The sequence below is a fragment of the Mesorhizobium sp. M0800 genome (assembly GCF_040320095.1).
Lineage (GTDB): Bacteria > Pseudomonadota > Alphaproteobacteria > Rhizobiales > Rhizobiaceae > Mesorhizobium.
On sequence record NZ_JAMYOZ010000027.1, the window covers coordinates 41,631 to 55,062 of the forward strand.

Genomic DNA, 13,432 nt, shown 5'->3' on the forward strand with positions numbered 1-13,432 from the left:
GGGCAAGGATGTTGCAAGATGACCGGAACGAAACGATCAAGCGAGGGGCTCGACGCCCGCCGCCGCAAGCTTCTGTTTCGTTCGTGGCACCGCGGCATGCGCGAGATGGACCTGATACTCGGCAGCTTCGCCGATGCCGAGATCGGCGCCTTGACCGGCGACGAAATCGACCAATATGAGAGGCTCCTCGACATTCCCGACACCGAATTTCTGCCTCTCGTCACTGGCGAACGCCCGGTTCCGGCGGATATCGACTGTGCCGTCCTGCAAAAAATCCTGGCTTCGCGCCGGGAGATGACCTTCTGAACAACGTGTAGCCATGAGCCTTATCCCTACGATCGGTCTGCCGAAAGGCCGCGCCGGCCAGTTCATCGTCGATGGCGTCGCCGACGGCTACGAAGCCTTTGCGCTGGTGCAGGCCGCGCATGAGATCGCTCCTGACAAGCCGGTGCTGTTCGTGGCGCGCGACGGCCAGCGTCTGCCGGCGATCGTCGAGGCGCTTGCCTTTGCGGCGCCGGGCCTGCCGGTGCTGGAACTGCCGGCCTGGGACTGCCTGCCTTACGACCGCGTCTCGCCCGGCGCCGATGCCGCCGCAAGGCGGCTCGATGCACTGGCCGCAATGATTGCGCTGGCGAAGAAGCCGCACCGCGCCGTCGTCCTCACCACTGCGAATGCGCTGTTGCAACGCATTCCGCCGGCTGAACTCGTCGAGGCGCAGACCTTCCACGCCAAACCCGGCAACCAGATAGACATGAACGTGCTGGTGTCGCGGCTGGAGAATTCCGGCTTCGAGCGAGTGCCGACAGTGCGCGGCATCGGCGAATTTGCGGTGCGCGGCGGCATTCTCGATCTCTTCGCGCCCGGCTGGACGGAGGCACTGCGCCTCGATTTCTTCGGCGATACGCTGGAATCGATCCGCGTCTTCGACACCGCAACCCAGCGCACCATCGGCCAACGCAAATCGATGGCGCTGCAGGCGATGAGCGAGGTGGCGCTGACGCCGGAAACCATCAGCCGCTTCCGCCGCGCCTACATCGAAGCCTTTGGCGCGCCCTCCCGCGACGATGGGCTCTATGCGGCGGTCAGCGAGGGCAGGCGGTTTGCCGGCATGGAGCACTGGCTGCCGTTCTTCTATGAGCGGCTGGAAACCGTCTTCGACTACCTGCCCGATGCGCCTGTGGTTTTCGACCATCTGGCGCATGAGGCACTGGCCGAGCGCCACACTCTGATCCTCGACCACTACGAAGCGCGCAAGAAGCAGGCCGACGGCGCCTTGAAGGACGCGGTGCCCTACAAGCCGGTGCCGCCGGATCTGCTCTATCTGTCGCCCGAGAACCTGATTGCCTCGCTTGGCCCGCGCGAGGCGATAGATTTCACGGCCTTCGACGCGCCCGATGCCGGCGCGAAAAAGGTGTTCCATGCCGGCTCGCGCCACGGCCGCAGCTTCGTCGAGGAACGCGCCGATCCTAACGCCAACGTTTTCGACGTCGTCGTAAAACACATTTCCGACGAGCGCGCTGGACGCCGCCGTGTCGTCGTCGCCGGCTGGACTGAAGGTTCGCTCGACCGGCTCGGCCAGATCCTGGTCGAGCATCACCTTGGCAATCTGAAGCCGGTGGCGACGCTTGCCGAAGCCGAAAGGCTTGAGCCAGGGCAGGCGGGACTGGCCGTGCTGCCGCTCGAATCCGGCTTCGAGACTGAGAAACTGGTCGTCGTCGCCGAGCAGGACATTCTCGGCGACCGGCTGATCCGGCGCTCGAAGCGCAAGAAGCGCGCGTCCGACTTCATCGCCGAGGCTTCGGCATTGTCTTCAGGCGATATCGTCGTCCATGCCGACCATGGCATTGGCCGCTTCATCGGGCTGCGCACCATCGAGGCGGTCGGTGCGCCGCACGATTGCCTCGAAATCCACTATGCCGGCGACGATCGGCTATTCTTGCCGGTGGAAAACATCGAGCTGCTGTCGCGCTATGGCTCGGATTCGGCCGAGGCGACGCTCGACAAGCTTGGCGGCGGCGCCTGGCAATCGCGCAAGGCGCGGCTGAAGAAGCGCCTGCTCGACATGGCCGGGCAACTGATCCGCATCGCGGCCGAGCGACAGATGCGGGCCGCGCCGGCGTTGGTGCCGGCGGAAGGCCTCTATGGCGAGTTTGCAGCGCGTTTTCCCTATGAGGAGACCGATGACCAGCAGACGGCGATCGATTCGGTCATGGATGATCTAGGCGCCGGAAAGCCGATGGACCGGCTGATCTGCGGCGATGTCGGCTTCGGCAAGACCGAAGTTGCACTTCGCGCCGCCTTCATTGGGGCGATGGAAGGCTTTCAGGTGGCCATAGTGGTGCCGACGACATTGTTGTCGCGCCAGCATTTCAAGACCTTCTCGCAGCGCTTCTCCGGCCTGCCGATCCGCGTCGCCCAGGCCTCGCGGCTGGTCGGCGCCAAGGAATTGGCGGAGACCAAGAAGGGCATCGCCGAAGGCCAGATCGATATCGTCGTCGGCACGCATGCACTGCTCGGCTCCTCGATCTCGTTCAAGAATCTTGGTCTGCTGATCATCGATGAGGAGCAGCATTTCGGCGTCAAGCACAAGGAGCGGCTGAAGGATCTCAAGACCGACGTCCACGTTCTGACTTTGTCGGCGACGCCGATCCCACGCACGCTGCAGCTTGCCTTGACCGGCGTGCGCGAGTTGTCGCTGATCGCTACGCCGCCGGTCGACCGCCTGGCGGTGCGCACCTTCATCTCGCCCTTCGATCCGCTGGTCATCCGCGAGACGCTGCTCAGAGAACGCTACCGCGGCGGCCATTCCTTCTACGTCGTACCGCGCATCAGCGATCTCGCGGAAATCCATGATTTTCTGCGCGAATCTGTACCTGAGCTGAAAGTGGCGGTGGCCCATGGCCAGATGCCGCCCCGCGAGCTCGACGATATCATGAATGCCTTTTATGACGGCCAGTACGACGTGCTTTTGTCGACCACAATCGTCGAATCCGGCCTCGATATACCGACCGCCAACACGCTGATCGTGCATCGCGCCGACATGTTCGGCCTGTCGCAGCTCTATCAGTTGCGTGGCCGCGTCGGCCGTTCGAAGGTGCGCGCCTATGCGCTGTTCACGCTGCCCGCCAACCGCAAGCTAACCGATACAGCCGAGCGTCGGCTGAAAGTGCTGCAGTCGCTCGATACGCTAGGCGCCGGTTTCCAGCTGGCCAGCCACGACCTCGACATCCGCGGCGCCGGCAATCTGCTTGGCGAAGAGCAGTCGGGCCACATCAAGGAGGTCGGTTTCGAGCTCTACCAGCAGATGCTGGAGGAGGCGGTGGCCGAAGTGAAGGATTCCGGCGAGGTGCAGGACGGCGGCTGGTCGCCGCAGATCGCCGTCGGCACGGCGGTGATGATCCCGGAAAGCTACGTCCCGGATCTGCAGCTCAGGCTGGCGCTCTATCGCCGTCTTGGCGATCTCGAAAATACGGAAGAGATCGATGCTTTCGGCGCCGAGCTGATCGACCGGTTCGGGCCGCTGCCGGAAGAGGTAAAGCATCTGTTGAAGATCGTCTTCATCAAGGCGCTTTGCCGCAAGGCCAACGTGGAGAAGCTCGACGCCGGGCCGAAAGGCGTCGTCATCCATTTCCGCAAGCGGGAATTCCCCAATCCGGTCGGGCTGGTCAAGCTCATCGGCGAACAAGGCTCGCTGGCCAAGATCCGACCCGACCAGAGCGTCGTCTTCAGCCGTGACTGGGCGACGCCCGAGAAGCGGCTGGCTGGCTCAGCGGTTGTCATGACGCAGCTGGCGCGGCTGGTGGAGAAGGCGGCGTAGCAGCGCGTCGGTGGTGCTCTGGGCACAACCGCACCGGCACTTTCGCAGTGCCGTGCTCATTCGCCACGCGACCACTTCCGGTCTAGAATAGGAAATCGGCTTCGTGTATGGAGCCGCGACCCCATATGGGGCGGATTGGCGGGCGATGGCGTCCGTGTGAAAGAGCGTTAGGTGCTTCGATGACGAAATGGTCGCCGAATTCGTGGAGAGCTAAGCCGATCCAGCAGGTTCCTGCCTATCCGGATCTTGCCGCGCTGAGGAACACGGAAGCCCAGCTTGCCACGTTTCCGCCGCTGGTTTTTGCAGGTGAGGCACGCAAGCTGAAGAAGCAGCTTGCAGCCGTCGCTGCCGGTGACGCATTCCTTCTGCAGGGCGGCGATTGCGCCGAGAGCTTCGCCGAGCATGGCGCCGACAATATCCGCGACTTCTTCCGCGTCTTCTTGCAGATGTCGGTGGTGCTGACCTTCGCCGGCGCCCAGCCGGTGGTGAAGGTCGGCCGTGTCGCCGGCCAGTTCGCCAAGCCGCGCTCGTCCGACAATGAGACGAAGGGCGGCGTGACGCTGCCGAGCTATCGCGGCGACATCATTAACGGCATCGAGTTCGACGCCAAGTCGCGCATTCCCGATCCTGCGCGGCAGGAGATGGCGTACCGCCAGTCGGCGGCCACGCTCAACCTGTTGCGTGCCTTCGCCCAAGGCGGCTACGCCAGCCTGGAGAACGTGCATCAATGGATGCTCGGCTTCGTCTCCGACAGCCCGCAGGGCGAGAAATACGAGTCGCTCGCCAACCGCATCACCGAGACGATGGACTTCATGAAGGCCGTCGGCATCACCTCGGAGACTAATTACGCGCTGCGCGAGACCGACTTCTATACCAGTCATGAGGCGCTGCTGCTCGGTTATGAAGAGGCGCTGACTCGCGTCGATTCGACTTCGGGCGACTGGTACGCCACCTCTGGCCACATGATCTGGATCGGTGATCGCACGCGCCAACCCGACCATGCGCATGTCGAATATTGCCGCGGCATCAAGAACCCGCTGGGGCTGAAATGCGGTCCGTCGCTGACGCCGGATGGCCTCTTGCAGCTCATCGACCTGCTCAATCCGGAGAACGAGCCGGGACGGCTGACGCTGATCGCGCGCTTCGGTTCCGACAAGGTTGCTGACCACCTGCCGAAGCTGGTGCGCGCGGTGCAGAAGGAAGGCCGCAGCGTGGTGTGGTCGTCCGACCCGATGCATGGCAACACCATCGAGGCCGCCGGCTACAAGACACGGCCGTTCGACCGCATCCTGAAGGAGGTGCAGACCTTCTTCGAGGTGCATCGCGCCGAAGGCACGCATCCGGGCGGCATCCATGTCGAGATGACCGGCAAGAACGTCACGGAATGCACCGGTGGCGCCCGCGCCATCACCGCCGAAGAGCTGCAGGATCGCTACCACACCCATTGCGATCCGCGCCTCAACGCCGACCAGGCGATCGAGTTGGCGTTCCTGGTCTCCGATCTGCTCAAGAAGACCCATCCGGTGCAGCACAAGCAGGCCGTCAATGGCTGATACGATCTGAACTGTGATGTCATTGAAGAAGCGCCGGGCGAAAACCGGCGCTTTTTCTATTCAATCCCGCCGGTGTCGCGTTTGCTCGTGCCTAACGCGCGCAAAACTGGAATCCTGCCAGGCGATGGCAATTGCATCGGGAGGCCGACATGGCTGATAGTCACAGCGGATCATGCTTGTGCGGGGCAGTGCGGTTCCAGACACGAGGACCGCTACGCGGTGTCGTCTACTGCCATTGCTCGCAGTGCCGGAAGCAGAGCGGGCATTTTTATGCGGCGGCCAACGTTGCCGACCGCGACATCACAATCACCGGCGCGGAGAGCATCACCTGGTACGAGGCCTCTTCGTTCGCCAGGCGCGGCTTCTGCAAGACATGCGGCTCTCTGCTGTTCTGGAAGCCGAGCGATGACGGCTATGTTTCGGTCATGGCAGGGCTGTTCGACGCGCCAACCGGGCTTCAAGGAGAATGCCATATCTTCGTCGGCGACAAGGGCGATTATTACGCCATCGATGATGGGCTGCCGCAGTTCGAGAAGTCGACACCGTCGATCAAGGTGGCAGGCGACTGATTTTTGAAGGGGTCGCCTTATTCCCTTGGTCCAGCCATTGCGCTAATCCCCTGCCGGTGATTCCGAAGGGTTTTGGCATGCAGCGGCTGATCGACGCTTTTTACAATTCGGTGCGGGCGTTTCGCAAACTGGCGGCCAGCGAGGAGGCCTTCCAGCTGGAGCTGACACTGCTCGTGCTTGCCTTGCCGCTCGGCTGGTTCCTTTCGGAATCGTGGCGCGGCTATGCGTTGCTGATCGGCGCGGTGCTGCTCATGATCATGATCGAGGTGTTGAACACCGGCATCGAGGCGGCATGCGACGCGTTCAGCCGCGAATTCAACATCGATATCCAACTGGCCAAGGATTGCGGTTCGCTGGCGGTGCTTATTTCGGTGGTAATCGCTGCAGGCGTCTGGGGCGTCGCCATCGTCGAGCGGATCCTCGGGGTACCGATCTGACGTTTCAAACACTACATGCCGGTCAATTGAGGGAACCGACATGACCGATACCGCCGGATTTCTGCTGCTCGAACGTGAGGGCCTGCCGGACGATCTGCGCTGGCTGGCCGAAAAATATCCGCGCGAGATCTGGCAGGCGCATGCCAACATCCACGGCGTGGCCAATATGTGGCTGCAGCGGCACGATATGTTCCGCGAGCTTGGCGGCATGCTCACCAATGGTATCGGCGATTATCGAGAAGGTAGGCTGAACGCGCCGGAATTCGCGCGCTGGTTCGCGCCGCGCCTCAACCATTTCCTCGGCAATCTCGACGGCCATCACAATGTCGAGGACCATCATTATTTCCCGGTCTTCGCCAGGGCCGAGACCCGTCTGAAGCGCGGCTTCGAGATTCTCGATGCCGATCACCACACAATCCATGAGGGACTGGAGCGCAATGCCGAGGCGGCAAATGCCTTCATCCGCACGCTTCAGGAGAGCGAAGACAAACAGCGTTTCGCCGCCGATGCCTATGCCGACGAGAACAGCCGGCTGATCGCCATGCTGACCAGGCATCTTGCCGACGAGGAAGACCTGATCATCCCGCTGATCCTGGAAAAGGGTGACCGTGCGCTCGGCATAGATTGACGATCAGCTTCCCTTGCGAAGCTCCTTCTTGGCGAGGAAGTGCGACGCCAGCCAGCCGAGGATAGCCACAACGAGGCCGATTGCCAGAGCGATCAGCAACCGCTCGTGGCGGGCCAGCGCCTGGCCGACGATGTGCTCCGCGCCCAGCCCGAAGACATAACCGACAGTGCAGAACAGTGCCGCCCAGACTACCGACGAGATGGCGTTGAGGATGATGAAGCGCGCCGCGGCGATGCCCGACAGCCCGGCCGCGATTCCGCCGACCAGTCGCAGGCCATAGATGTAACGGTTCGACAGCACGAAAATGTTGGGATGAGAGGTGACAAGGCGGTAGGCGTGGCTGAAGCCCGGCCGGGCTCGGAGCCTGATCACGAATTTATGGTCGGCGAAGCTCCGTCCCAAGATGAAGAACAACGTGTCGCCACCGAAGGCGCCGAGCGCGGCTGCGAGAAACGCCTGCCACGGGACGAAGACATGCTGATGCGCAAAAAAACCGCCAAGAATTGCGGCGCTTTCGCCCTCGGCGACGCAGCCCAGAAAAACCGCGACCAATCCATATTGCTCAATGAGACGATGGATGACTTCCGTCATGAAGACGTTCGCTGCTTCGACAGAATGTCGTCGATGCGCTTCACCTGCTCGGCCAGCCGGGCGATCTCGTCTCGCATGCCGATGATCTGGCTGTGGCGCAGTTCGTCGAGCTTTTCGTGTAACGCCATGATCTCGATCTCGGCCTTGAGATTAACCTCATAGTCGTGGGCGGCGTCGATTCGATCGCGCTCCGTCTGGCGGTTCTGCGCCATCATGATCACTGGCGCCTGCAGGGCGGCAACCATGGAAAGCACGAGATTGAGGAAGATGAAGGGATAGGGATCGAAGGCGGCGCGCGACAAGAGCCAGACATTGCCTGCCGTCCACAGGATCAGGAAGCCAATGAATGCCAGGATGAAGGACCACGAGCCGCCGATCCGGGCGATGGTGTCGGCCAGGCGATCTCCAAACGTCTGGTGAAAGGCGACGGCCTTGTTGGTGTCCTTGGAGATCGTGGTGCGCTCGAGCGTAGATTGCAGTACCCGGCTTTCGAGCGCGCTGAGGCCGTCCGGCTTTCGCTTCAGCCAGCGGCTTGCCAGGTCCTCGATCGTTTTGTTCATCGTCGCCTCCGTCGTCAGCGATGAGGTAGAAGCTGCCGGTTCATACGGAAGTGGTAGATTGACGCGATGGGGTCAGGAAACAATGGTGGATTTTCAGAAAATTCGCGCCCGTGCAGCGAAGCGCAAAGGCGGTGAGGCAGCGCTGACGTCGCTGCTGGGTCCTATGCCCGACAATGCCGCGGTGGCAAAGATTGCGGACGACCGGATCCTGTCGACCATGGCCGAGCGGGTTTTTGCCGCCGGCTTTGTCTGGCGCGTCATCGAGCAGAAATGGCCGGGTTTCGAGGAAGCATTTCTTGGCTTCGAGCCGAAGCGGCTGCTGTTCCAGCCTGACGATTTCTGGCACGATCTCACAGCCGACAAGCGCATCGTCCGCAATCCGCAGAAGATCAAATCCGTACGCGACAACGCAGCCTTCGTCGAGCGCGTGTCGAAGGAGCATGGCAGCTTCGGCAAGTTCCTGGCCAATTGGCCGGCGGATGACCAGGTCGGATTGATGGCCTATCTCGGCAAGCATGGCAGCCGGCTCGGCGGCAATACCGGCCAGTATTTTCTGCGCTGGCTGGAGTGGGACGCCTTCATCGTCTCGGCCGACATGGCGGCAGCGCTGCGCGACGCCGGGCTCGACCTCGCGCAGAGCCCGACATCGAAGAAGGACCTGGACAAGATCCAAGTGCAGATAAACGCCTGGGCGGCGGAAACCGGGCTGCCGCGCCGGCACATTTCGCGCATTCTGGCAATGTCGATCGGCGAGAACCATCCGCCGGAAGCCTTGCGCGAATATATGGGCGAATAGGATCGACTGTTTGGTCCAAACGAACGCCATTGCTCGACGAATTTTGCCGCGCTAAACCCACGGGCATGACAGACAAGACCGCTCCAGACGTATTGCGCATCGCCGTCGCCCAGCTCAATCCGACGGTCGGCGACGTCGCCGGCAATCTTGCCAAGGCACGCGAGGCGAGGGCGGATGCCGCCCGCCAAGGCGCCGACCTCGTGCTGTTTACCGAGCTTTTCCTTGCCGGCTATCCGCCTGAGGATCTGGTGCTGAAGCCCGCCTTCCTGAAGGCCTGCGAGCGGGCGGCGGAGGATTTCGCCGGCGATACCGCCGACGGCGGCCCGGGTTTCGTCATCGGCACGCCGTTGAAGCGCAAGACCGGCACGCACAATTCGATCATCTTTGCCGATGGCGGCAAGATCCTTGCCGAACGCTACAAGCTCGATCTGCCGAATTACGGTGAGTTCGACGAGAAGCGCGTCTTCCAGGCCGGCCCCGAGATCCAGGGGCCGGTCAATTTCCGCGGCGTGCGCGTGGGAGTGCCGATCTGCGAAGATATCTGGGGCGAGGTTGCCGTCTGCGAGGCGCTGGCCGAAAGCGGCGCGGAAATCCTGCTGGTCCCGAACGGCTCGCCCTATTACCGCGGCAAGGTCGACGTCCGCCACCAGATCGTCATCCGCCAGGTCATCGAATGCGGACTGCCGATTATCTATGCCAACCAGCTTGGCGGCCAGGACGAGCTGGTTTTCGATGGCGCATCGTTTGCCATAGGTTCTGACAAGACGCTGGCCTTCCAGATGAGCCAGTTCGAGGAGACGGTCAACGTCACCACCTGGAAGCGAAAGAATGACATCTGGTTCTGCTCTGACGGACCGATGTCGAAAATCCCGGAGAAGGAGGAGGCCGACTACCGCGCCTGCATGTTGGGCCTGCGCGATTACGTCAACAAGAACGGCTTCAAGAATGTCGTGCTCGGCCTTTCCGGCGGCATCGATTCGGCGATCTGCGCGGCACTTGCCGTCGATGCGCTGGGCGAGGAACGGCTGCGCGCCGTGATGATGCCTTACCGCTACACTTCGAAGGACTCGCTGAAGGATGCCGAGGACTGCGCCCGCGCACTCGGCTGCCGCTACGATATCGTGCCGATCTTCGAGCCGGTCGAGGGCTTCCTGCACACGTTGACACAGCTTTTCGAGGGCACCAACGAAGGCATCACCGAGGAAAACCTGCAGAGCCGGGCCCGCGGCACCATCCTGATGGCGATTTCCAACAAGTTCGGCTCGATGGTGGTCACCACCGGCAACAAAAGCGAGATGTCGGTCGGCTACGCGACGCTCTATGGCGACATGAATGGCGGCTTCAATCCGATCAAGGACCTCTACAAGATGCAGGTCTATGCGCTGTCGCGCTGGCGCAACGCGCATGTGCCGCCGGGTGCGCTCGGTCCGTCCGGCGAGGTGATCCCGACCAACATCATCGACAAGGCGCCCTCGGCGGAACTGCGAGAGAACCAGACGGACCAGGATTCGCTGCCGCCCTATCCGGTGCTCGACGACATATTGGAGTGCCTAGTCGAAAACGAGATGGGTGTCGACGACATCGTCGCGCGCGGCCATGACCGGGCGACGGTGACGCGCGTCGAGCACCTGCTTTACGTCGCCGAATACAAGCGCCGGCAGGCGGCACCCGGTGTGAAGATCACCAGGAAGAATTTCGGCCGCGACCGCCGCTATCCCATTACCAACCGGTTCAGGGATGGCGGGTAGGCGATTGGCCTGTTTAACGGTTTAGCCATGGCCAACCTTGAAATCAGCTTCGACCCGTCGCGGATCGACTTCCGGGCGACGTCCGACATTTTGAAGGAGAGCTATTGGGGCAGTGGCCGCAGCGACGAACTGCACCGCCGCGCCTTCGCCAACTCACTGTGCGTCGGCGCCTATGTCGGCGGCAATCAGGTCGGCTTCGGCCGGGCGATCACCGACCGTACGGTATTTGCCTATCTCGCCGACATAATTGTCTGGCCCGGGTATCGCGGACAAGGCATCGGAACCCGGCTTGTCCAGGCGCTTATCGACCACTCGGACGTCAAGACGGTCACGCATTGGAGCCTGTCGACCAACGACGCCCATGCGGTTTACGAAAAGCTCGGCTTCAGGCCTTCTACCGACGGCCGCTATATGCGCTTCGACCGTATCCCGGCAACCTGAACAGAGGCAGCGCACAACCCGCGATTGTTGCAAAATCGTCTCACTGCTTGGACCAGATGCGCTTTTGGCTATCTACTGACTTGGCGCGGCGTTGAGGCGTCTCTATAAACACCTCTCCGCGATTCCCCTTCAGGAGGAACCGAATGCCAGGATTTGACATCGTTATGCGAGGCCGCGAAGCCTAGGTCTTGGTCAGTGCGCCGCGAGATAGCCTCGCGGCAAGGCTGAACCGAGGCAGGTATTTCGCCGCTGCCGGTCGCCGCCCCTCTACAGGGCCGCCAAATACGCCAAACCTCCGCATCTCCGGGCGCCTAACGGCGCCGACGCGGTTTTTCAATTTCTACTTTCGTGGGATCGGGCTCGTTTGCGCCCGAATGACATCATGACTCGTTTTCGAATAGATTTGCGCGCGGGCGCCTTTCGCAGCGTTCTTGGCTTCACGCTCAGCCATTGGCGGCGTCAGCCGTGGCGGCTTGCCGGCATTATGGGCACGTTCCTGCTGTCGACCTTGGCCGACGTGCTGACGCCGCTCTATTCCGGCCAGCTGGTGGATGCCGTCGCCAGCAGTGCTGCGGCCGACGATGTTGCGTGGAACGCGGCGACAGCGGCCTTTTCGATGCTGGTGGCCCTGGCGCTCACCGGTGTCGTGCTGCGCAATCTCGCCTTCATGGCCATTGTCGAGCTGACGTTGAAGATGATGGCGGATATCGCCGCCGACGCCTTCCACCGCGTCCAGCGCTTCTCCACCGACTGGCACGCCAACAGCTTCGCCGGATCGACGGTGCGCAAGATAACGCGCGGCATGTGGGCGCTCGACCTGCTCAACGACACGATCCTGATCGCGCTGCTGCCATCGGTCGTCATGCTCGTCGGCTCGACGCTGCTGCTTGGCTGGTTCTGGCCGCTGATGGGTGCTGTCGTCGCCACCGGTTCGGTTCTGTTCATCGCGGTGACGACGATGCTGTCGCTTGGCTATGTCGCGCCCGCGGCAAGGCTTGCCAATGCGTGGGATACACGGCTCGGCGGCTCGCTGGCCGACGCGGTGAGCTGCAACGCCGTGGTCAAGGGTTTTGGTGCCGAGGAACGCGAGGAGACACGGCTTGCCGAGGTCGTCGCTAAATGGCGCGGCCGCACGCGCCGCACCTGGATGCGCGGCACTGTCAACGGCACCACGCAAGGGACGATGCTGCTGCTTTTGAGGGCAGCGGTCATCGGATTCTCCCTGCTGTTGTGGTCGTGGGGGCAGGCGAGCGCCGGCGACGTCGCCTTCGTGCTGACCTCATTCTTCGTGCTGCAAGGCTATTTGCGCGACATCGGCACGCATATCCGCAATCTGCAGCGCTCGATCAACGACATGGAGGAACTGGTCGACTTCCAGTCCGAACCACTCGGCATTGAGGATCGGCCCGGCGCCAAACCGATCCGGATCACCGATGGCCGTATCACCTTCGACAATGTCACGTTCCATTATGGCAGCCACCGCCTGCCGCTCTATCGCGACTTTTCGGTGGACATCGCGCCGGGCGAGCGGGTCGGGCTGGTTGGCCATTCCGGCTCCGGCAAGACGACATTCGTCAAGCTGATCCAGCGCCTCTATGACGTGACCGCGGGAAATATCCTGATCGACGGCCAGGACATTGCCGGTGTCGCGCAGGCGTCGCTGCGCGCACAGATCGCGATTGTCCAGCAGGAGCCGATCCTGTTTCACCGGTCGCTGGCCGAAAACATCGCCTATGCCCGGCCGGCCGCCACGCAGGCCGAGATCGAGCACGCGGCGCGATTGGCCAGCGCGCATGACTTCATCGCCAATTTGCCGAAAGGCTATGGCACGCTGGTCGGCGAGCGTGGCGTAAAGCTATCGGGTGGTGAGCGTCAGCGCGTTGCAATCGCACGCGCCTTTCTTGCCGATGCGCGCATCCTTATCCTGGACGAGGCAACGTCGAGCCTCGATTCGGAATCGGAGGTGTTGATCCAGCAGGCGATGGAACGCTTGATGGTTGGCCGCACGACGCTGGTCATCGCCCATCGGCTGTCGACGGTGCGCGCGCTGGACAGGCTTCTGGTGTTCGATCGCGGCCGCATCGTCGAGGAGGGCTCGCATGACCAGCTGATCCGGCTGCAAGGCGGCATCTATCGTCGACTGTTCGAACGCCAGGCGCTTGAGCTGACCAAAGGCCTGGTGATCTGACGGGTTGCGGTGCCGCGCGTCTTAACGGACGCGTGGCGCTGCCGTCTTTTCTTCGCCTTGGTCATGTTCTATGTCTGCCGCAGAGCGCGGGGGCGCGTCTTGTC

General features: G+C 62.4%; 12 protein-coding genes. 10 read left to right on the plus strand and 2 right to left on the minus strand.

Going from position 1 to position 13,432, the window contains the following annotated elements; genetic code table 11:
- Positions 1-18: 18 nt before the first annotated feature.
- The 6 genes from NKI18_RS25345 (at position 19) to NKI18_RS25370 (ending at position 7,004) form a co-directional block, all read left to right on the plus strand.
- Positions 19-306: an FAD assembly factor SdhE gene (locus NKI18_RS25345; RefSeq protein WP_023680023.1), complete on the plus strand. Its 288-nt coding sequence runs from the start codon at positions 19-21 to the stop codon at positions 304-306.
- A gap of 13 nt (positions 307-319) precedes the next feature.
- Positions 320-3,817, plus strand: a complete 3,498-nt coding sequence (gene mfd / locus NKI18_RS25350; RefSeq protein WP_352455659.1) for a transcription-repair coupling factor — start codon at positions 320-322, stop codon at positions 3,815-3,817.
- Between the two features lie 179 nt (positions 3,818-3,996).
- Complete coding sequence (locus NKI18_RS25355; protein ID WP_352448710.1) at positions 3,997-5,370, plus strand: class II 3-deoxy-7-phosphoheptulonate synthase; 1,374 nt, start codon at positions 3,997-3,999, stop codon at positions 5,368-5,370.
- 149 nt (positions 5,371-5,519) lie between these two features.
- Entirely contained in the window at positions 5,520-5,939 is a 420-nt protein-coding gene (locus tag NKI18_RS25360) for a GFA family protein (protein ID WP_352574951.1), read from the plus strand.
- A 77-nt stretch (positions 5,940-6,016) separates the two neighbouring features.
- Complete coding sequence (locus tag NKI18_RS25365) at positions 6,017-6,376, plus strand: diacylglycerol kinase (protein ID WP_254820160.1); 360 nt, start codon at positions 6,017-6,019, stop codon at positions 6,374-6,376.
- A gap of 40 nt (positions 6,377-6,416) precedes the next feature.
- Positions 6,417-7,004, plus strand: a complete 588-nt coding sequence (locus tag NKI18_RS25370; RefSeq protein ID WP_352574952.1) for a hemerythrin domain-containing protein — start codon at positions 6,417-6,419, stop codon at positions 7,002-7,004.
- A gap of 3 nt (positions 7,005-7,007) precedes the next feature.
- On the opposite strand, the gene NKI18_RS25375 is transcribed toward NKI18_RS25370, so the two are convergent.
- Both NKI18_RS25375 and NKI18_RS25380 read right to left on the minus strand, forming a co-directional pair.
- Positions 7,008-7,595 carry a DedA family protein gene (locus NKI18_RS25375; RefSeq protein ID WP_352574954.1) on the minus strand — a complete coding sequence of 196 codons (588 nt, stop codon included), beginning with the start codon at positions 7,593-7,595 and terminating at the stop codon, positions 7,008-7,010.
- On the minus strand, positions 7,592-8,155 hold the full coding sequence (locus tag NKI18_RS25380; RefSeq protein WP_023680015.1) for a DUF1003 domain-containing protein: 564 nt from the start codon (positions 8,153-8,155) through the stop codon (positions 7,592-7,594). Before NKI18_RS25380 ends, NKI18_RS25375 begins: the two co-directional genes overlap by 4 nt.
- Before the next feature lie 82 nt (positions 8,156-8,237).
- Between NKI18_RS25380 and NKI18_RS25385 the strand changes: the two genes are divergently transcribed.
- The 4 genes from NKI18_RS25385 (at position 8,238) to NKI18_RS25400 (ending at position 13,328) form a co-directional block, all read left to right on the plus strand.
- Positions 8,238-8,951 (plus strand): DNA-3-methyladenine glycosylase I, encoded by a 714-nt coding sequence (locus NKI18_RS25385; protein ID WP_352619848.1) that lies wholly within the window; start codon positions 8,238-8,240, stop codon positions 8,949-8,951.
- A 65-nt stretch (positions 8,952-9,016) separates the two neighbouring features.
- Positions 9,017-10,699 carry an NAD+ synthase gene (locus NKI18_RS25390; protein ID WP_352619847.1) on the plus strand — a complete coding sequence of 561 codons (1,683 nt, stop codon included), beginning with the start codon at positions 9,017-9,019 and terminating at the stop codon, positions 10,697-10,699.
- A 27-nt stretch (positions 10,700-10,726) separates the two neighbouring features.
- Positions 10,727-11,140, plus strand: coding sequence for a GNAT family N-acetyltransferase (locus NKI18_RS25395; RefSeq protein ID WP_352619846.1), 414 nt, complete (start codon positions 10,727-10,729; stop codon positions 11,138-11,140).
- A 382-nt stretch (positions 11,141-11,522) separates the two neighbouring features.
- Positions 11,523-13,328, plus strand: coding sequence for an ABC transporter ATP-binding protein (locus tag NKI18_RS25400; protein WP_352619845.1), 1,806 nt, complete (start codon positions 11,523-11,525; stop codon positions 13,326-13,328).
- The last annotated feature ends 104 nt before the right edge of the window (positions 13,329-13,432 follow it).

Bases quoted from the DNA above. Each gene is read 5' to 3' on its own strand.
- NKI18_RS25345 (WP_023680023.1), top strand. From the start codon at position 19: ATGACCGGAACGAAACGATCAAGCGAGGGGCTCGACGCCCGCCGCCGC.
- mfd (WP_352455659.1), top strand. From the start codon at position 320: ATGAGCCTTATCCCTACGATCGGTCTGCCGAAAGGCCGCGCCGGCCAG.
- NKI18_RS25355 (WP_352448710.1), top strand. From the start codon at position 3,997: ATGACGAAATGGTCGCCGAATTCGTGGAGAGCTAAGCCGATCCAGCAG.
- NKI18_RS25360 (WP_352574951.1), top strand. From the start codon at position 5,520: ATGGCTGATAGTCACAGCGGATCATGCTTGTGCGGGGCAGTGCGGTTC.
- NKI18_RS25365 (WP_254820160.1), top strand. From the start codon at position 6,017: ATGCAGCGGCTGATCGACGCTTTTTACAATTCGGTGCGGGCGTTTCGC.
- NKI18_RS25370 (WP_352574952.1), top strand. From the start codon at position 6,417: ATGACCGATACCGCCGGATTTCTGCTGCTCGAACGTGAGGGCCTGCCG.
- NKI18_RS25375 (WP_352574954.1), bottom strand. From the start codon at position 7,595: ATGACGGAAGTCATCCATCGTCTCATTGAGCAATATGGATTGGTCGCG.
- NKI18_RS25380 (WP_023680015.1), bottom strand. From the start codon at position 8,155: ATGAACAAAACGATCGAGGACCTGGCAAGCCGCTGGCTGAAGCGAAAG.
- NKI18_RS25385 (WP_352619848.1), top strand. From the start codon at position 8,238: ATGGTGGATTTTCAGAAAATTCGCGCCCGTGCAGCGAAGCGCAAAGGC.
- NKI18_RS25390 (WP_352619847.1), top strand. From the start codon at position 9,017: ATGACAGACAAGACCGCTCCAGACGTATTGCGCATCGCCGTCGCCCAG.
- NKI18_RS25395 (WP_352619846.1), top strand. From the start codon at position 10,727: ATGGCCAACCTTGAAATCAGCTTCGACCCGTCGCGGATCGACTTCCGG.
- NKI18_RS25400 (WP_352619845.1), top strand. From the start codon at position 11,523: ATGACTCGTTTTCGAATAGATTTGCGCGCGGGCGCCTTTCGCAGCGTT.